The organism is Flavobacterium sp. Root935, from assembly GCF_001429295.1.
Lineage (GTDB): Bacteria > Bacteroidota > Bacteroidia > Flavobacteriales > Flavobacteriaceae > Flavobacterium.
Genome location: NZ_LMJL01000012.1, coordinates 597,794 through 616,430, shown reverse-complemented (window position 1 = coordinate 616,430; position 18,637 = coordinate 597,794). Strand labels below are relative to the sequence as shown.

General features: G+C 32.8%; 14 protein-coding genes. 11 read left to right on the top strand and 3 right to left on the bottom strand.

Going from position 1 to position 18,637, the window contains the following annotated elements:
* Positions 1 to 80 precede the first annotated feature (80 nt).
* Positions 81 to 659 (bottom strand): pentapeptide repeat-containing protein, encoded by a 579-nt coding sequence (locus ASE40_RS17410; RefSeq protein WP_057118399.1) that lies wholly within the window; start codon positions 657 to 659, stop codon positions 81 to 83.
* Between the two features lie 156 nt (positions 660 to 815).
* On the opposite strand from ASE40_RS17410, the gene aspA reads away from it, so the two are divergent.
* Positions 816 to 2,225 (top strand): aspartate ammonia-lyase, encoded by a 1,410-nt coding sequence (gene aspA, locus ASE40_RS17405; RefSeq protein ID WP_057118398.1) that lies wholly within the window; start codon positions 816 to 818, stop codon positions 2,223 to 2,225.
* 70 nt (positions 2,226 to 2,295) lie between these two features.
* Here the strand turns inward: aspA and ASE40_RS17400 are convergent, their stop codons facing one another.
* Positions 2,296 to 2,775 (bottom strand): hypothetical protein, encoded by a 480-nt coding sequence (locus ASE40_RS17400; RefSeq protein WP_057118397.1) that lies wholly within the window; start codon positions 2,773 to 2,775, stop codon positions 2,296 to 2,298.
* 245 nt (positions 2,776 to 3,020) lie between these two features.
* On the opposite strand from ASE40_RS17400, the gene ASE40_RS17395 reads away from it, so the two are divergent.
* From ASE40_RS17395 to ASE40_RS17370, 6 genes are all read left to right on the top strand, one after another.
* Positions 3,021 to 4,292 (top strand): BamA/TamA family outer membrane protein, encoded by a 1,272-nt coding sequence (locus tag ASE40_RS17395; RefSeq protein WP_057118396.1) that lies wholly within the window; start codon positions 3,021 to 3,023, stop codon positions 4,290 to 4,292.
* Positions 4,293 to 4,419: 127 nt separating this feature from the next.
* A complete protein-coding gene (locus tag ASE40_RS17390) occupies positions 4,420 to 5,037 on the top strand; it encodes an outer membrane beta-barrel protein (protein ID WP_057118395.1) in 618 nt (205 codons plus the stop codon).
* Between the two features lie 152 nt (positions 5,038 to 5,189).
* Positions 5,190 to 5,864 carry a response regulator transcription factor gene (locus tag ASE40_RS17385; RefSeq protein ID WP_057118394.1) on the top strand — a complete coding sequence of 225 codons (675 nt, stop codon included), beginning with the start codon at positions 5,190 to 5,192 and terminating at the stop codon, positions 5,862 to 5,864.
* 1 nt (position 5,865) lies between these two features.
* Positions 5,866 to 7,248 carry a sensor histidine kinase gene (locus tag ASE40_RS17380; RefSeq protein WP_057118393.1) on the top strand — a complete coding sequence of 461 codons (1,383 nt, stop codon included), beginning with the start codon at positions 5,866 to 5,868 and terminating at the stop codon, positions 7,246 to 7,248.
* Positions 7,249 to 7,332: 84 nt separating this feature from the next.
* Positions 7,333 to 8,055, top strand: a complete 723-nt coding sequence (locus tag ASE40_RS17375) for a hypothetical protein (RefSeq protein WP_057118392.1) — start codon at positions 7,333 to 7,335, stop codon at positions 8,053 to 8,055.
* 202 nt (positions 8,056 to 8,257) lie between these two features.
* The gene (locus ASE40_RS17370) at positions 8,258 to 9,205 is read left to right on the top strand and encodes a bestrophin family protein (RefSeq protein ID WP_057118391.1); all 948 of its coding nucleotides are present in this window, start codon (positions 8,258 to 8,260) and stop codon (positions 9,203 to 9,205) included.
* A gap of 183 nt (positions 9,206 to 9,388) precedes the next feature.
* On the opposite strand, the gene ASE40_RS17365 is transcribed toward ASE40_RS17370, so the two are convergent.
* The gene (locus ASE40_RS17365) at positions 9,389 to 10,813 is read right to left on the bottom strand and encodes a PLP-dependent aminotransferase family protein (RefSeq protein WP_057118390.1); all 1,425 of its coding nucleotides are present in this window, start codon (positions 10,811 to 10,813) and stop codon (positions 9,389 to 9,391) included.
* A 107-nt stretch (positions 10,814 to 10,920) separates the two neighbouring features.
* Between ASE40_RS17365 and ASE40_RS17360 the strand changes: the two genes are divergently transcribed.
* The 4 genes from ASE40_RS17360 (at position 10,921) to ASE40_RS17345 (ending at position 18,633) form a co-directional block, all read left to right on the top strand.
* Positions 10,921 to 11,838 (top strand): EamA family transporter, encoded by a 918-nt coding sequence (locus tag ASE40_RS17360; RefSeq protein WP_057119831.1) that lies wholly within the window; start codon positions 10,921 to 10,923, stop codon positions 11,836 to 11,838.
* A gap of 252 nt (positions 11,839 to 12,090) precedes the next feature.
* Positions 12,091 to 14,349: an acyl-CoA dehydrogenase gene (locus ASE40_RS17355; RefSeq protein WP_057118389.1), complete on the top strand. Its 2,259-nt coding sequence runs from the start codon at positions 12,091 to 12,093 to the stop codon at positions 14,347 to 14,349.
* 246 nt (positions 14,350 to 14,595) lie between these two features.
* Positions 14,596 to 16,209 carry a DUF6377 domain-containing protein gene (locus ASE40_RS17350; RefSeq protein WP_057118388.1) on the top strand — a complete coding sequence of 538 codons (1,614 nt, stop codon included), beginning with the start codon at positions 14,596 to 14,598 and terminating at the stop codon, positions 16,207 to 16,209.
* Between the two features lie 207 nt (positions 16,210 to 16,416).
* On the top strand, positions 16,417 to 18,633 hold the full coding sequence (locus ASE40_RS17345; RefSeq protein ID WP_057118387.1) for a glycoside hydrolase family 3 C-terminal domain-containing protein: 2,217 nt from the start codon (positions 16,417 to 16,419) through the stop codon (positions 18,631 to 18,633).
* The last annotated feature ends 4 nt before the right edge of the window (positions 18,634 to 18,637 follow it).

Sequence of the window (18,637 nt, the reverse complement as noted above, 5' to 3'; positions counted from 1 at the left end):
AAATCGCCAATCTTTGTCGAGTGTGATTTCTCTCCCGAAGCCTCGGGATCGGAATGACAAACTGTACGTATTTGGCTCATTCAACTCACAATCACATCATGCTTAAACAATAATCCTTTAACTTCATTCAAAGAAAAAACAGCTTTCTTTAATTTAGTTTTAGAAGGATCAATAGTATAATTATAACTCGTTTTAAAATCGGCTTTGTTGGCTATGGCTTTTGTAAATTCAGCGCGGTACAAATCGCAGTTGTCAAAAATTACACTTGTTAAATCTACTGCCATAAAGTCAACTGCTATCAAACTACAATTCGTAAATACTGTTCCTTTTAGTTTTAAGGTATAAAATTTAGAGAAATCCAAAATGCAGTTATTAAATGCAATTTCAAAAATCAGTTTGTCACACATTGCAAAATTCACATCTTTAATCTCACAGCGGTTAAACGTGGCTGTTCTAAAGGCAACATAATTAATTTTTGCTTCATTAAAAATACAATCATTGAAAACGCAGTCAATAAAGGTTACAGCAAGAAAAGTACAGGCAGAAAAATTACAATTATTAAAAACGCAGCATTCAAAATCTTTAAAATTAAGATCGTCTTTGTCGTAAATAATCGTATTGTATTCTTTATCAAGAAAATATTCGCTTTCTTTTTTCAACTGTATTGTGATAATTATTTGAGGCTGAAAAGGTAATAATTTACCACAAAATATTCTTCGTTAATTGTAAATGATTTTGATTTCATTCATATTTTTATCCATAATTTGATGTAGCTTTACGCTTATTTTTTTTAGTCAAAACATATTATTTATTATATGGAACCAACAAGAAAGGAACATGATTTTTTAGGGGAATTAGAAATTCCGAATCATTTATACTACGGAATCCAGACTTTTAGAGCTGTAGAGAATTTCAATATTACAGGAATTCCGATTTCAAAAGAACCTTTATTTATCAAAGCTTTAGGTTATGTGAAAAAAGCTGCAGCTCTTGCCAATAAAGACTGTGGCGCAATTGATCCTAAAATTGCTGAAGCAATCTGCTACGGAAGCGATCAGGTTATTGCTGGTAAATTTGATCAGGAATTTGTCAGCGATTTAATTCAGGGCGGCGCAGGAACTTCTGTAAACATGAATGCAAACGAAGTTATTGCGAATATCGGCTTGGAATATCTTGGTCATAAAAAAGGAGAATACAATTTTCTTCATCCAAACAATCATGTAAACTGTTCACAGTCTACAAACGATGCGTATCCTTCGGCATTTAGAATTGCTTTGTATTTGAAAATGGAAAGTTTTATTAAAACTTTTGCAGGTCTTGAAGTTGCTTTTGCGAAAAAAGGAGAAGAATTCAAAGAAGTTTTAAAAATGGGAAGAACGCAGCTGCAAGATGCGGTGCCAATGACTTTAGGACAAGAGTTTAAAGCTTATGCCACAACAATTGGAGAAGATATTCAACGCTTAAAAAATGCTCAGGATTTATTATTAGAAATCAATATGGGAGCAACGGCGATTGGAACAAAAGTTAACGCTCCAGAAGGATATCCTGAAATTTGCGTAAAATATTTAGCTGAAGAAGTTGGAATTCCTTTAACGCTTTCACCAGATTTGATTGAAGCAACGGTAGATACAGGCGCTTACGTTCAGATTATGGGAACATTAAAGCGTTCTGCGGTTAAGATTTCTAAAATCTGTAACGATTTACGATTGTTGAGTTCTGGACCAAGAACTGGTTTTAATGAAATCAATTTGCCAGCGCGCCAGCCAGGTTCATCAATTATGCCTGGGAAAGTAAATCCAGTAATTCCAGAAGTGGTAAACCAGACTTGTTTCTATGTGATTGGACAAGATTTAACGGTTACAATGGCGGCAGAAGCAGGACAATTACAGCTAAATGTCATGGAACCTGTTATTGCTTTTGCGATGTTTACGTCTTTAGATTATCTTTCAAATGCGATTCAGACTTTAATTGATAAATGTATTAACGGAATTACAGCAAACGTAGACCATTGCTATAACATGGTGATGAACAGCATCGGAATTGTAACGCAGTTAAATCCAATTATTGGTTACGAAGAAAGTGCAAGTATTGCGGGTGAAGCTTTAAAAACAAACAAAAGCGTACATCAAATTGCAGTTTTGGAAAGAAAGCTGATTACTCAGGAAAAATGGGATGAAATTTATTCTTTAGAAAATTTAATTCATCCAAAGTTTATTACGAAATAATATTTATTATAACATTAAAAAGCCGTCAATTACTAATTGACGGCTTTTTTAATTTATTCAGTGATTATTCTTAGTTGATTATTTTATAAAATAAACCAGCCATAAAAATAAATGCAATGAGACATAATATATTAACTCCAAAAACTTTTAAGTATTTTTTTACGGCAGTATCATCACTTCTAAAAAAAGTATAATTCATAACGGTCGCAACCCCGCCAATAAATCCGCCAATTGCTCCGCCGCTAAGTACAACAAGAATAGGGAGTCCGCCGATAATATATTCGTACCATTTTAATTTCGCTGCCATGCGGTATTTTTGACCATTTATATTTAAGCATTGTGCAGAAATATCAGGAATATTGGCTTTAGGAAAAGCTTTAACTATTTCATCATTAGCTCTTTTTATTAAAAATGGTTTTCCTTTTTCTTTGCTTTGTTCTACCAGAACACCATTTTGTTTTAAAGTTGCTTTTCCTGAAAATATATTATTTTCATATTCAAATTTGTCATTTGGAAAATCTGTCAGGGTAAATTCAAAATTATTTTTCATTTTATGTATGCTTTTTTTGTTTTTTAATGTTCTCAAAATGAGATCAATACTTGTTTTGTAAATATTTTACAAAATTACTCTGTGCTGATTTTCAATTATGTTTCTAAAAGCCAAAAAAATAATAGAATAAGATTTTTTATTATATAAATCTGAAAAATCTAAAGATTTGTTTTGTGTAAAATGTTGAAAATAAATACTATATTTACTATAGGTTACTGGTTTTTATTAAAATAAACTTTTCTTAAATGGTGAATTTTTTAAAAAATAATGCCTTTCAGTACAAGTATAAAATCTTAGGATTATTGTTTTTTATTTCATCTAATTTATATTGCCAAGAAGAAATAACGAATCCAGAGCTCTGTCCGCCCAAAACTATTTTTGATATTTTTAAAAAACAAGACGATGCTTTAGTCGTTAAACCCACCAAAAATAATTTCTTTTTAGTAATTCCAGCTATTGGTTCACAGCCAGCAACTGGATTTTTTTTTGGTGCTGTAGCGCAGTATACTTTCAAAGGAAAAGAAGAGAAAGATAAATATTCCATTGCTAATGTTGGGGTTACATATACATTAAAAGATCAGTGGCTGGTTAATATCAAAAACAATATCCTGCTAAAAAATAATAAAATCTTTTTGAGCGGCGATTATCGTTTGTACTTGTTTTCTCAGCCCAATTATGGACTTGGAACAGATATTATTCCGCCAAGACGCGATAGGAGTCCAAGCTTTAGTATTGATTCTATTGCACAGGATATGGATTATAATTATTTGAAATTTCACCAAACCGTTTCATTTGAAGTAAAAGAAAATTATTATGTAGGCGGAGGAATTAATATTGACTGGTATTCCAGTATTAACGATAAAAAATTGGATGTTGAAAATGGCGTATTCACCTATCATTATAATTACAGTCAGAAATACGGATTTGATAATTTAGAGTATTTCCTAAACGGAGTAAGTTTGAATTTGGTTCACGATTCTCGTGATAATCAGGTAAATGCTTCGCGAGGCTGGTTTGCAAATATCAATTATAGATTTAATCCTGTTTTGTTTAATAATCAGGAATATAGTAGTGTATTGTTTGCAGAGTATAAGCATTTTATACCTGTTTCGCATAAAAATCCAAATTATATTTTAGCCATTTGGACTTATGGTCAGTTTGTAACCCGAGGAAAAGTTCCATATTTAAATTTGCCTGCAATTGGCTGGGATCAGCGAAGCAGGAGCGGGGAGGGCTATACGCAAGGGCTTTTTAGAGGAAATGGTTTGGTTTATTTATCTACAGAATTTAGATTTCCAATAACCTGCAATCAATTATTAAGCGGCACTGTTTTTACCAATTTTGTTACTGCCAGTAATTCAGATACTAATTTGGAGCTTTTTAAATCGATTCAGCCGGCTGCTGGGATTGGTTTGAGGCTTTTAATTGATAAAGCGACAAAGACAAATTTGATTTTAGATTATGCGTGGGGTAATAATTCGAAAGCTTTTTATTTAAATGCGGGAGAGACTTTTTAGGTTGTTAAGGTTTTAATATTCAATTATTTGAGCTTTAATATTTAAGTTTTTTCTTTCTAAAAATATTCTTTTTTTGAAAGAAAAAAGCTAAATTTGATTATCCAATTAACAATCAAAATCAAAAATTATGAAACAGTACAGTTTATTATTAGTTGTATTTCTGTCGGCGATAGGAATGCAGGCTCAGGATGCAAGGTCTTTTTCGCTAAATTTGTATGGCGGTTATAATTTTTCAGATAAGCTGGAGTACGACGGCTATTCTGCAACAATAGAAGATGGTTTTCAATACGGAGCAGGGTTTGAGTATTTCTTTTCAACCAATAACTCAGTGGAATTAAAGTACTTAAGATCAGATGTTAAAATACCATTATATAATCCTTCTGGAGCTCAAATAAATACGAACGATAAAGGAGCATTTAATTTTATTTTAGCAGATTTCACCCATTATTTTGATACAGGTTCAAATCTTCTGCCTTATTTGGGTGCTGGTGCTGGAGTTGGTATCGTAGAATCACCCCAAGGCGGAAGTGGCACTTATTTTGCCTGGGATGTCAAGGGCGGGGTAAAAATCAAAACTGCATCATCTGTTTCTGTAAATATTAATGCTTATTTACAATCCATGTCGGCAGCAGTTGGTGAAAGTTATTATTGGTCCTATTGGGTAGGTCCAGTAGGATTTGAAGATTATATTTCTACTTATCAGTTTGGACTTGGAGCGGTTGTTAGTTTTAATTTCAAAAATTAGTAATTATAAGGCATTAAATGCAAGATAAATATCAAAAAGCAGACTATTAGGTCTGCTTTTTTTATTCTTCATAATTAAATCATAATTTGTAAATATGTGCCGTTTTTGTTAAATTCAATTCTTATTTTTGTTGTATATACAAACTTCTCAAGATGAAATTACTAATAGTCGAAGACGAACCAAATCTATTATCTATTCTGCGTAAAGGATTTGCCGAAAATAATAATGAAGTAAGTGTGGCTCTAGACGGTAAAACTGCTCTGGAGATGATTCATAATTATACTTTTGATGTTGTAGTTTTAGATGTAATGCTGCCAGATATTAACGGAATTGAAATTTGCAGAAGACTTCGTGCCAGCAAGAATTTTGTACCTATTTTACTTTTAACAGCTTTAGGAACTTCAGAAAACATCGTGACTGGTCTTAACGCCGGCGCAGATGATTATTTGGTAAAGCCTTTTAAATTTGGAGAATTAGATGCTCGTGTAAATGCACTTTATAGAAGATCGCATCAAGAAACAGAGAAAATTGATACTATTATAATTGGTGATCTTGAGATCAACGGACGCGCTAAATCGGTAAAGAGAGGTGGAGAAAACATTGTTTTAACTGCAAAAGAGTTCAAACTATTGTATTATCTGGCAAAAAATACGGGTCGAATTGTTTCGCGCGATCAGATTTTAGATAATGTCTGGGATATTAATTTTGACATGAATACGAACGTTGTTGATGTATATATAACCTATTTAAGAAGAAAAATTGATAAGCCTTTTGATACCAAACTTATTCATACCATGAAAGGATTGGGTTATGTTATAAAATCGTAAAATGGACATTAGAAAAAAAATTACTTTTAACTACGTTGCCCTTTCTACCTTTAGTACATCACTATTGTGTATCATTGTTTTTTTCTTGTTTAGAGAAAACAATCGTTATCACTTTTTAAAACGTTTAGATGACAGGTCAAAAATTGTAGCTTCAATACATTTTCAAAAAGATCCGGAGAAAATAAAATATTATAAGAATCTTCAAAAAAATGGTCTGGAAGAATTAATCGAAGAAGAAGAATATGTATTAAAAATCAACAGTCATAATAGTTTTGATTATAATACCAATTTAAATCTTCCGAACACTTTTTATACCAATATTTTAAGCACAGGAAAAGACTCTTACGAAAAAGACAATAAATATTATTTAGGTCAGATTTTTGAAGAAAACGGACAAAAATATATTGTAATTGTAGGTGCTAGAGATCGTAAAGGAAAAGATACGACTATTTATATTGTCAAAATTATGCTTTTTGGCGGAATTGGTTTTGTGATTCTTGCCTTTCTTTTAGGACGTTTTCTAGCCAAACGTGTCATTAATCCAGTAGCGCGAATTACCAAAGAAGTAAAAAGAATTAGTGCGTCGAATCTTCATAATCGTCTTCCTGAAGTTAAAAACTCTGATGAAATATCCGATCTGACCAATACTTTTAATAATATGCTGGACAGGCTGGAAACCTCTTTTGAAATCCAGGCTAATTTTATCAATAATGCTTCTCATGAATTAAAAACACCAATAACAACTATTATTGCCGAAGCAGAAATTATGCTGCTCAAAGAGCGAGATGTTCAAGAATATGTACAGTCTTTAGAAAATATTTATAGCCAGGCATCTAGATTAGGAAACTTAACGGAAAGTCTCTTAAAATTGACTCAAACAGGTTATGACGGTCAAAAACAAGTATCTGACATTGCCAGAATTGACGAATTGCTAATGGATGTAAAATCGGATTTGGATAAAATATTTCCAGGAAACCGAGTGAGCATTAAGCTTAACTTTGCTCCAGAAGATTCTAATTTATTATTGCTCCCGTGCAACAAACCTTTGTTAGAATTGGCAATCAACAATATTATTACCAATGGTGTTAAATATTCTGATAACAATGAAGTATTCGTAAATCTTTCGGCAAACGAAGAAATGATTAAGATTACGATTAATGATATCGGTATAGGAATTCCGCCAGAAGATATTCCACATTTGTATGAACCTTTCTTTAGAGGTAAAATTGCTGCAAAATATATTGGTTACGGTTTAGGATTGCCGCTGGCTTCTAAAATCATTCGTATGCACGACGGAGAATTGCAAGTACAGTCTGAACAGAATAAAGGTACAATCGTTACAATTATCTTTAAAAAACTGAAGATTAAAAATTCTAATGTTTAATCTTAGAAAATTCTAATTTTAAATTAATAAAGGTATAATTAGCGGATAGTTATTTTGTAGGTATAAAACTAAACAATTATACTTATGAAAAATTTTCTTATACCTACGACTTTAAAAGATGACACAATCTCGGCTGTTAAATCTGCGGTGAATCAGTCAAAAGATACTGAATCAGAAATTATTTTAGTATTAGTTTCAGAATCACCAGACACATTTTCGACTTCAAGTTTTTTACGCGAAATGAGATCAGGATTAACCAGAAGCCAGGAAGAGGTGTTGGAAACCTGCAGATATATTATCGACCATTCTCCAAATACAAAACTGAAAGTTCACAACCAATACGGACTTTCGGCTCCAATTTTCAAGCGTCTTATCGAAGCTTTTTCTGTAAAATTGGTCATTCTCACACATTCTTATAAACAAGAAACCAAAAGAATTCATCAATATTTGGTTCAGCTGGCTGGAAATCAAAAATGTCCAATTCTGCATTTAAGCACAGAAATTAATAAAGAAGTCTTCAGCAAAGCTCTTTATGTAGAAAATTCAAGCAAAAGCATACATGTAAAAGATGTACAGCAGTATTTAAGTGAAAATTTCTCTTTCGAAATAGTAAGTCAAACTGCCAATTTTGAAGACAATTACGAGAATGTTGCACCATTTTTATCAGAAGCCATTTCAAAGCATAATATCGACATGCTTGTAGAAACTCGAAAAGGCGAAAAAATCAAATTCAAAAAAGTAAAAAAAGAAAACATCAATGAGAAGCTGGGACTTCCAGTTCTTTCATTGTACGAAGAGATTGTTTAAGACTTTAGTTCTTAGTTTGTAGTCCTTAGTTGTTAGTTTTTAGTACTCAGTTACTAATATTAACGGAATCCTTATAATTACTCGATTTTGCAATGTAATTATTGATGAAATATTAGTGTAAACTATTTAAGTAACAACTAATGACTAATCACTAAGTACTAAGTACTAAAAAGCTATAAATATTTAATTTAAAACCGAAAATATGTTATTAAAGAAAAGAATACCAATGAAGTACGTTCTCGGGAAAATTAAAGTAGAAATCGTTCTAGTATTGGCTTATACCATACTATTTGAAATATTTCACCACTATTTTGTTACCCTTCCCGTAGATATTCCAATTGCGATTCCAACCATGATTGGAACCATTATTTCCTTATTATTAGCCTTTAAGTCCAATCAGGCTTATGACAGATGGTGGGAAGCCAGAATTGTTTGGGGCGCAGTTGTAAACGATTCCAGAACATTAATTCGTCAGGTTTTGACGTTTTATAAAGATCCTGATTTTTCTGTTGAAGCCAGCGAATTCAAAGAGAATTTTGCTAAAAGACAAATTGCATGGTGTTATAGTTTAGGGCAGTCGCTTAGAAATAAAGATGCCGTAAAACCACTTGAAGGTTTGATGAGTGAAGAAGAAATAAAATACATTAAGAATCATCAAAACGTTCCAAATGCTATTTTAATGCTGCACGCCCGCGATCTTAGAAATGCTAAGAACGAGAAGAAAATCAATATGTATCAACAGGTTGAAATCGACAATACATTGTCAAGATTATGTGATGAAATGGGAAAATGTGAGAGAATTAAAAACACCATATTTCCAACAACATACAGTATGTACATCAGGCTTACATTGTGTTTGTTTATTTTGTTACTGCCTTTCGGATTAACAAGTGTTTTAAGCTGGTTTGCAATTCCGTTAATTACAGCTATTGGCGGAGCTTTCTTTTTGATCGAAAGAATGGCGATTCATTTACAGGATCCATTCGAAAACCGACCTACAGATACTCCTGTAACGACGATTGCAAATACTATTGAAAAAAATATCAAGCAAATGCTTAATGAGTATCAAAGTGAATTTGATATTCTAAATGAATTTGAATTGAACAACGAACCTAAGAAAGTCGAAAAAGGCGCTTATTTCGTCTTATAACTTTTTAATTTTGGTCTTCTTTTAATTGTTGGCTGGACAGTGTGTAGTTGCGCTGTCCAGTTTTTTTATTTTTTATAGGTGTAGTTCGTCATTTCGATGAACGAAAATCACACTCGCAAATCCATAAAGATTAGAGAATATCTATATAGAATTTCTAGTTGCTAAAAATGACAAAAACTTGCTCTACAATTGTGTTTGAGCCAGTCTCCCAAGCGTTTGAATAGCAGTTCTTAACTCATTTGACCACGGCAGACCAAAACTCAATCGCATACAATTTGAAAATTGATCTTGAAAAGAAAAAATCCTACCTGGAGCGATACTAATATTGTGTTTCATCGCTAAATGATAAAAAGCAGCAGTATCAATTTTTTTATCCAATTCAATCCACAGAAAAAATCCACCTTGAGGCTGACTTACTTTCGTTCCTTTTGGAAAGGATTCCAAAACTGTATTAATATAATTGTTGCAATTATGATTTAATATTTGGCGTATTTTTCGAAGATGATTTTCATAACGTCCGTTTTTTAAAAAATCCCCCACCACTTCGTGTGTAATAGTAGGCGAGGAGAGCGAATGATAAATTTTGTTTCTTAAGATTTGTTTTTTGAATTTCCCAGGCGAAACCCATCCCACGCGATAACCGGGAGCTAATGTTTTTGAAACAGAGCTGCAGCAAAGTACAATTCCGCTTTCATCATAAGTTTTGCAATTTGTTGGTCGGCTCGAACCAAAGTACAAATCGCCGTGAATATCATCTTCAATCAATGGAATGTTGTAGAATTCCATCAATTTTACCACTTCTATTTTATGTTCTGCAGGCATCATACTTCCAGAAGGGTTACTAAAATTACTCATCAGTAAACATAGTTTTACTTTTTTAGAAGAAAGCGATTTTTTGAGTGCTTCTAATTCTATTCCAGTTGTCATGTTTGTAGGCAGTTCCATGATATATAATCCTAAAGATTTGGCTAATTGCAAGATGCCAAAATAAGCGGGACTTTCTGTAATTATGGTATCGCCGGGCTGTGTTAACGTCATCAAACAATGTGATATAGCACTTGTACAGCCAGGCATTGTAATAATATCTTCTTCTGTTAGCGATCCTCCCCATGTAAAAGACCATCGGGCAATTTCTCTTCTTAAATTAAGATTACCTTTTACTTGCTCATAACTCGTTCCGCTGTTTGGAAGTTGACGCATCGCCTGAACCATTCCCTTATTTAATTTAGCAATAGGAAGAAGTTCGTTTGACGGAAATCCCAAAGAAAGCATCGTAATATTTGGATCTGTCATATTGCCGTAAACCTGATCGATTAAATCTTCGCGGTCAATATTGGCACATTTTAAAATCGGACTGCTGGGCGATGGTTCTGGAATCGTTCTTGCTGAAATATTACTCACATAGTATCCCGACTGCGGTCGAGATTCAATCAAAGAACGGCTTTCGGCTTCATAATAAGCCTTACTTACAGTGCTCATGCTGTAACCCGTTTCTGCGCAAACTTCTCGAATAGAAGGCAGTTTATCGCCAACGCTCAAGACACCAGACTTAATTTGTTTTTCGATACGGTCAGCAAATTGAAGATATAAGTAATTAGAATTTTTCATAAAAAAATAAAACTGTTATGGTGCAATTTACAAAAACTGTATCTGTATTGCTGTTTTATTTTTTAGAAATTTGCTTAAATAGAAAACTAAACAATAAACAACATCTCGTGAAAACAACAAAATACTACATCGCTGCTATTACATGTTTTGTAATCTGGGGATTTTTCAGTTTGGTTTTGAGACCAATACATGACTATCCTTCTTTAGATATTTTATTCTATCGTGTTTTTAGCTGTAGTATTTTAATGCTTCTTATTGCATTTTCTTTCAAGAGAAAAAGAATGAAAGAAGCTGTACAAACTTTTAAATCAATGCCGGCTTTTGAGAAACGTAAAACAATTCTATTAAATATTGGCGGAAGCGTTTTTCTAATGGCGAACTGGTTTACATTTATTTATGTCATGAACCATGTTAGTGTAAAAGCGACATCTTTGGCTTATTTGGTTTGTCCTATTTTAACCACGCTGCTGGCTTATTTTATTTTGCGTGAAAAACTAAATAAAACACAATGGATTGCGGTTGGATTAAGCATTTCAGGATGTATTCTGTTGTCTTATGCAAATATTATGGATATGCTTTTTAGTATTATAATCGGGTTTACATATGCTTCATATTTAGTAAGTCAGCGTGTTAATAAGGGCTTTGATAAATTTATAATTCTAACGTTTCACATCACAGTAGCAGCCTTATGTTTATTGCCTTTTTATCCATTTTACAGTGGAACAGTTCCAACAGAATTTAAATTTTATTTCTGTATCGAAACCATTGCCATTTTGTTTACCATTTTTCCATTGTTTCTTAATTTATATGCCCTTTCGGGAATAAATTCATCGACAGTCGGAATGCTTTTAAATATTAACCCAATGATTGCTTTTTTATTAGCAATGTTTTTATATAAGGAAAAATTCGGATTCATACAGATTGCTGCATACGGAATTATTTTTGCCGCAGTTGTAGTTTTCAATTCACATCATATTTTTGCAGCCAAGCAAAAAAGAACCGCAATATCCAAAGGTTCTCAGTAGTAGTTTTCATATTTTTTATTGGTTTAAAATCGAAAATTACCAGAATCTTAACAGGATGTTTAAACAGGAATGATTATTTTTCATTCCTGTTTTTTTTATGCGATAAAGTGTAAAAAAAAAGAGTTGCCACGAATTACACAAATTTTCACGAATTGTAATTATTTTTTAATTCGCTATTAATTAGGAAAAGAAATTAGAGGAAATTTGTGTAATTCGTGGCAAAGAAAAAAATAAAACCGAATATTATTTTATATGAAAAATACCAAACTTCAAGCCTTTACTCCGTTATTTTATTTAGTGTGGTCAGATGATTTATTGACACAAAAAGAATTTGGAACATTAAAAGAGTTTATAAATTCCCTGAATGCTTTATCTGAAGAAGAAAAAGAATATTTGCGTTCTAAAGTAGATATTTCAAATCCGCCTTCGCGAAATGAACTCACACAATGGAAATTGGATATTGAAAAAAGTATTCAAGATAAATCTTCTATCAAATCGATTTTTGATATTGCAAAAGCACTTTCAGGAAATGATTTGGATTTAACACCAATAGAATCAGATTTCAAAAAATTAGAAAATGATTTAGGAATTTTAGGAGAAGAAGCGCTTCAAAATTTTAAAACAAAAGCAGGTTCTTACACGGTAAATTCACATACCAATGCCTCTTTCGATATCCAGAAAATTACCAAAATTTTAAACGGAAAAGAAGCAGCAATAATTGAAAAAGTAAAATCGGTCATTTCCAGACCTGAATTTGCTTATGAAACTTCTACCGATATCAATGTTTTTAGGGAGACTGTTTACAAATGGTGCAAAATTCTAGCCGATGAAAATCTTGGAAATATGGCTTATCCAAAACAATATGGAGGAGGAGAAAACATAGCCGATTATTTTGCGATTATGGAAACGCTGAGTTACCACGATTTAAGTTTGGTAATAAAATTTGGCGTTCAGTTTGGATTGTGGGGAATGAGTGTTCAATCTTTAGGAACAGAAAAACATTACGCTAAATATTTAAAAGATATTGGCTCGCTAAAACTTCCAGGATGTTTTGCCATGACCGAAACACATCACGGATCAAATGTAAAAGGATTGGAAACGACGGCAACTTACAATCATAACGATCAGACTTTTACCATTCATACACCAAATAAACATGCCCAAAAAGAATACATTGGCAATGCAGCAGTTCATGGCCAAATGGCAACTGTTTTTGCAAAATTAATTATTGACGATCATGATTATGGTGTCAACGCATTTGTAGTTCCGTTACGTGATCCTAATGGAAATGTTGTAGAAGGTGTTACGATTGGCGACTGCGGTCATAAAATGGGATTAAACGGAGTTGATAACGGTACCATTAGTTTTGATCAAGTTGTGATTCCGAAAGAAAATATGCTCGATCGTTTTGCCTCGGTAAATGAAAATGGGGAATTTGAAAGCCCGATTCCGAGTGATAACAGAAGATTTTTTACCATGTTAGGAACTTTAGTTGGAGGAAGGATCGGAATTCCGCGTTCGGCGTTGGCGGCAGCTAAATCTGGATTAACAATTGCCATTCGCTACAGCGACCAAAGAAGACAATTTGGACCAGAAGGCGGATCTGAAGTTCCAATTTTAAATTATAGAATGCATCAACGCAGATTGTTGCCGCATTTAGCCAAAACATACGCCGTTCATTTTGCGCTTCAATATCTAACAAACAGATTTTTAAAGAGAACAGAAGCCGAAATGCAAGAAATTGAAGCTTTAGCAGCCGGAATGAAATCGTATTCTACTTGGAGTACGAGAGATATTTTGCAGGAATGTCGTGAAGCGTGCGGAGGAAAAGGCTATTTGTCTGAAAATCGAATTGATGCACTTAAAAATGATACCGAAATCTATACGACTTTTGAAGGTGATAATACAGTTTTAATGCAATTGGTGGCCAAAAATCGTTTGTCTGAATTCAGAAAATCGTTTGGAGAAATGGGTTCTTTAGGCATTATTAATTATGTGTATGAAAATGCTAAAACTGCAATTACAGAAAAGAATCCAATTGCAACAAGAAAAACAGACGACGAACATTTATTAGACAGCGAGTTTCATTTACAAGCTTTTGTTCACCGAGAAAAAACAATTCTAGCTTCGGCAGCGAGACGTATTAAAAAATTGGTTGATGGCGGATTAGAAGCGTATGATGCTTTTAATGTCGTACAGCATCAAATGATAGATGTTGCTCAAGCCTATTTAGAAAGAGTAGTTTTAGAACAATTTCAACTTGCAATAAAAGAAATTGAAGATGAGGAATCTAAAACAATTTTAACGAGATTGAATCAATTGTATGCACTTTCGCAGATTGAAAAAAATAAAGCTTGGTATTTAGAAGACGGTTATATGGAAGCGGTAAAAACCAAAGCAGTACGTAAAATGGTTAATCAGCTTTGCTGGGATATTCGTCCAGATGCAGTAGCTTTAGTAAATGCATTTGATATTCCTGAAAGCTGTTTAGCTGCGCCGATTGCAGTATAAAATAAAAAAAGCTTTGTCATGATTTAAATTCAGACAAAGCTTTTTAGTTATCTAAATGAAATCAATTTATTTATAGATAAAGCTAAATGTTATTTTATTTTTTATAGCAAATCTAAAACACCCCTCATATTGTACATTTTTTACCCTAGTAAATAATTCGCATTATATATTTTTGCTTTTCTATATTTGTAATTCCCTTTATATAAAGTCAGCTTGAAAAATTATTTTTTATTTCTCTTAATTCTTATGGTAAACTTTCCGGTTTTTGCATTGGAAAGTACCGATGTTATTTTAAAAGAATTAAATAATGCGATAAAAAATAAGCAGCAGTATGTAAAACTTAAAGAAGAAAGAATTCTGAATTTTAAGAAAATAAAATCGGATAATCTTACGCCGGAACAAGAATATAATTACAACAAAACCTTATATCTTGAATACCAAAAATTAAACTCAGATTCGGCTATTCGATACGTTAAAAAGAATCTTAGAATAGCAGAACAATTGCAAAACAAAGAACTTTTTAATTTAGCACAGCTGCAATTGGTAACGCTTTATTCTTCATCAGGAAAATACCGCGAGTCTGAAGCTCTTCTAAAAAGTATAAACAAAAAGACTCTGGCAGTTTCATTGCTTCCAAATTACTATATTTCGTATCGGGAGTTTTTTGAACATTATGCAGCGAATAGTGATAATCGAGAATACAGAAAACAAATAGGAAAATATCGAGATTCGCTATTAAGTATTTTAAATTCTAATACTCTTGATTATCAAATAAATAGAATTCAGCAAGATATCTTTATTCATAAAAAATTCGAAAAGCCAAAAAAGGAACTACTTACTTTATTGAATAAAATAAAAGAAGAAGATCCGAAATATGCCATGATTACCTATTTGCTGGGTAAAATTTCAGAAGCAACTCATCAATTAGAAGAAAGAAAAAAATACTATGCGCTTTCTGCTACCTCGGATATTAAAAACGCCAATAAAGACAATGCTTCACTGCAGGAATTAGCATTGGTTTTTTATGAAATTGGTGATGTTGATATGGCGTACAAATTGACGCAATCTGCCATTGAAGATGCGCTTTATTGTAATGTTCAATTTAGAACACTCTTAATGTCAGAAGTTTATTCAATCATCAATACTGTTTATTTAGAGCGTGAGGCACAGCGAAAAAGCGAATTACAAATCTATCTGCTTTGTATAAGTCTGCTTTCGTTATTTCTGCTGGTTGCCATTATTTACGTTTACAAACAAATGAAAAAAGTTTCGAGAATTCGAACAGAACTTTACGAAACCAGCCAAAAATTAGCAGAACTAAATAAAGATATTACAGAAACAAACAGTCAGCTTCAGGAAAGTAATCTGCAATTGTCTGAATCTAATTTAGTTAAAGAAGAATATATTGCACATTTCTTTAATCTTTGTTCGACTTACATCAATAAACTGGAAAATTATCGCATTATTTTAAACAAAAAAGCAACTGCGAAACAGTTTGATGAAATTTATAAAATTTTAAAGTCAACTACTTTGGTTGATAATGAGTTAGAAGAATTGTACAAGAATTTCGATATTATTTTCCTAAACCTATATCCAACATTTGTAAAAGATTTTAATGCATTATTAATTCCAGAAGAGCAGATTGTTCTCAAACAAAACGAATTATTAAATACAGAACTTCGAATTTTTGCACTTATAAGACTCGGAATCACCGATAGTGTAAAAATTGCAGCATTTCTTCGTTACTCTTTAAGTACAATTTACAACTACAGAACCCGAGCTCGAAATAAAGCGGCAGTTTCGCGAAATGATTTCGAAGAAATGGTCATGAAAATTGGTTCAATATCATTGAAAGTATAGATATTTATTTTAAATCTACTACTTTTTTTGATGTGTATTTTTTATTAATATACTGAAAATCAATATTTTAATTTTTTAATTTACTACTTTTTTGTATCCAAAAATGTAACATGTACGATAACGTTTTAGTTTTACCATATGATAAATAAAGTACTTTTATATGAAGTTACTTTTATATTATAAACTAATGCTTTAATAAATACTGTTATGTTTAAAAACGTTAAAACAATTGTTGTTTTACTTTTACTTAGTTCTTTGGGTGTAAATGCCCAAAACAAAGTGCCAGTTTATCTTGATGATAAAAAGCCAATTAATGAGCGTGTAGAAGATGCACTTAAAAGAATGACAACTGAAGAGAAAATTGCCATGATTCATGCGCAGTCTAAATTTAGTTCTCCAGGTGTAAAAAGACTTGGAATTCCAGAAAACTGGATGACTGACGGACCACACGGAATTCGTACAGAAGTAAAATGGGACGAATGGGATCAGGCCGGATGGACAAACGATTCTTGTATTGCTTTCCCAGCTCTTACAGCACTTTCATCGACATGGAACAAAGAATTGGCTTCTTTATATGGAAAATCAATTGGAGAAGAAGCACGTTTCCGTAACAAAAATGTTTTATTAGGCCCAGGTGTAAATATCTACAGAAGCCCATTAAACGGTCGTAACTTCGAATATATGGGAGAAGATCCGTTTTTAGCTTCTAAAATGGTTGTTCCTTACATAAAAGGAGTTCAATCGAACGGAGTTGCCGCTTGTGTAAAACATTTCGCTTTAAATAATCAAGAAACAAATCGTAATTCTGTAAACGTAGTTGTAGACGATCGTGCATTATATGAAATCTATCTTCCAGCTTTTAAAGCGGCAGTTCAAGATGGTGATGCATGGGCAATTATGGGATCTTATAATAAATACAAAGGACAACAGTGCTGCCACAATGAATATCTATTAAATGATATTCTTCGCGGAGAATGGGGCTTCAAAGGAGTTGTAGTTTCAGACTGGGGAGGAGTTCATGATACCAAACAAGCAATTCATAATGGTTTAGACATGGAATTTGGTTCTTGGACAAACGGACTTTCTTGGGGAACTAGTAATGCTTATGACAATTATTATCTAGCAAAACCATATTCTGAAATGATCAGAAAAGGTGAAATTGGAACTAAAGAATTAGACGAAAAAGTACGTCGTATTCTTCGTTTGTCTTTCTTGACTACAATGGATAGAAATCGTCCTTTTGGATCTTTTGGAACAGAAGAACATGCTTTAGCGGGACGTAAAATCGCTGAGGAAGGAATTGTATTATTGCAAAACACAAATAACATTCTGCCAATTAATCTTTCTAAAACAAAAAAGATTGCTGTAATTGGAGAAAATGCCATCAAAATGATGACCGTTGGTGGAGGAAGTTCTTCACTTAAAGCAAGATATGAAATTACTCCTCTTGAAGGATTAAAGAAAAGAATTGGCAACCAAGCTGAAATTGTTTACGCAAGAGGTTATGTTGGTGATCCTACAAGTAATTATAACGGTGTTGTAGCTAAAGTTAGTTTAGAAGAAAAACGCCCGCAGGCAGAGCTAACAGCAGAGGCTTTAAAAGTAGCTAAGGATGCTGATATTGTTCTTTTTATTGGAGGTTTAAATAAAAGTGAAAATCAAGATGATGAAGGACACGATCGTAAACATTTAGAATTGTCTTATGGTCAAGATAAATTGATCAGCGAATTAGCTAAAGTCAATAAAAATATTGTTTTCGTAAATATCTCTGGAAATGCTGTCGCAATGCCTTGGATTAAAGAAGTTCCAGGAGTTGTTCAAGGATGGTTTTTAGGAACTGAGGCTGGAAATGCCTTAGCAAATGTTTTGGTTGGAGATGTAAATCCGTCTGGAAAACTTTCTTTCACTTTTCCTGTAAAATTAGCTGACAATGGAGCGCACGCTTTAGGAGAATTTCCTGGCGGTGATGAGGTAAAATATAATGAAGGTATTTTTGTTGGATACCGCTGGGTTGATAAGAATAAAATTAAACCTTTATTCTCTTTTGGCCACGGTTTAAGCTACACAACTTTTGCTTACGGAAAAGTGACAGCTGACAAAAAGCAAGTTAATGCAGGAGACAAAATTACATTCTCTGTTAACGTGAAAAACACGGGAAGCAGAGAAGGAGCAGAAGTAGTACAATTGTACATTACAGACCTGAAATCTTCCTTACCGCGTCCGATAAAAGAGTTAAAAGGCTTTGAAAAAGTATTGCTGAAAGCAGGTGAAGAAAAAACAGTAACTTTTACAATTGATAAAACAGCTTTAAGTTTCTTCGACGATAAAAAACATGACTGGGTGGCTGAACCTGGTGATTTTGAGGCAATCATTGGAGCTTCATCAACAGACATAAAATCTAAAGTGAATTTCTCACTTAAATAAGTTT

Coding starts and splice junctions, on each gene's coding strand:
- ASE40_RS17400 (WP_057118397.1), bottom strand. CDS start 2,775: ATGAAAAATAATTTTGAATTTACCCTGACAGATTTTCCAAATGACAAA.
- ASE40_RS17365 (WP_057118390.1), bottom strand. CDS start 10,813: ATGAAAAATTCTAATTACTTATATCTTCAATTTGCTGACCGTATCGAA.
- ASE40_RS17355 (WP_057118389.1), top strand. CDS start 12,091: ATGAAAAATACCAAACTTCAAGCCTTTACTCCGTTATTTTATTTAGTG.
- ASE40_RS17385 (WP_057118394.1), top strand. CDS start 5,190: ATGAAATTACTAATAGTCGAAGACGAACCAAATCTATTATCTATTCTG.
- ASE40_RS17380 (WP_057118393.1), top strand. CDS start 5,866: ATGGACATTAGAAAAAAAATTACTTTTAACTACGTTGCCCTTTCTACC.
- ASE40_RS17350 (WP_057118388.1), top strand. CDS start 14,596: ATGGTAAACTTTCCGGTTTTTGCATTGGAAAGTACCGATGTTATTTTA.
- ASE40_RS17370 (WP_057118391.1), top strand. CDS start 8,258: ATGTTATTAAAGAAAAGAATACCAATGAAGTACGTTCTCGGGAAAATT.
- aspA (WP_057118398.1), top strand. CDS start 816: ATGGAACCAACAAGAAAGGAACATGATTTTTTAGGGGAATTAGAAATT.
- ASE40_RS17395 (WP_057118396.1), top strand. CDS start 3,021: ATGGTGAATTTTTTAAAAAATAATGCCTTTCAGTACAAGTATAAAATC.
- ASE40_RS17345 (WP_057118387.1), top strand. CDS start 16,417: ATGTTTAAAAACGTTAAAACAATTGTTGTTTTACTTTTACTTAGTTCT.
- ASE40_RS17390 (WP_057118395.1), top strand. CDS start 4,420: ATGAAACAGTACAGTTTATTATTAGTTGTATTTCTGTCGGCGATAGGA.
- ASE40_RS17375 (WP_057118392.1), top strand. CDS start 7,333: ATGAAAAATTTTCTTATACCTACGACTTTAAAAGATGACACAATCTCG.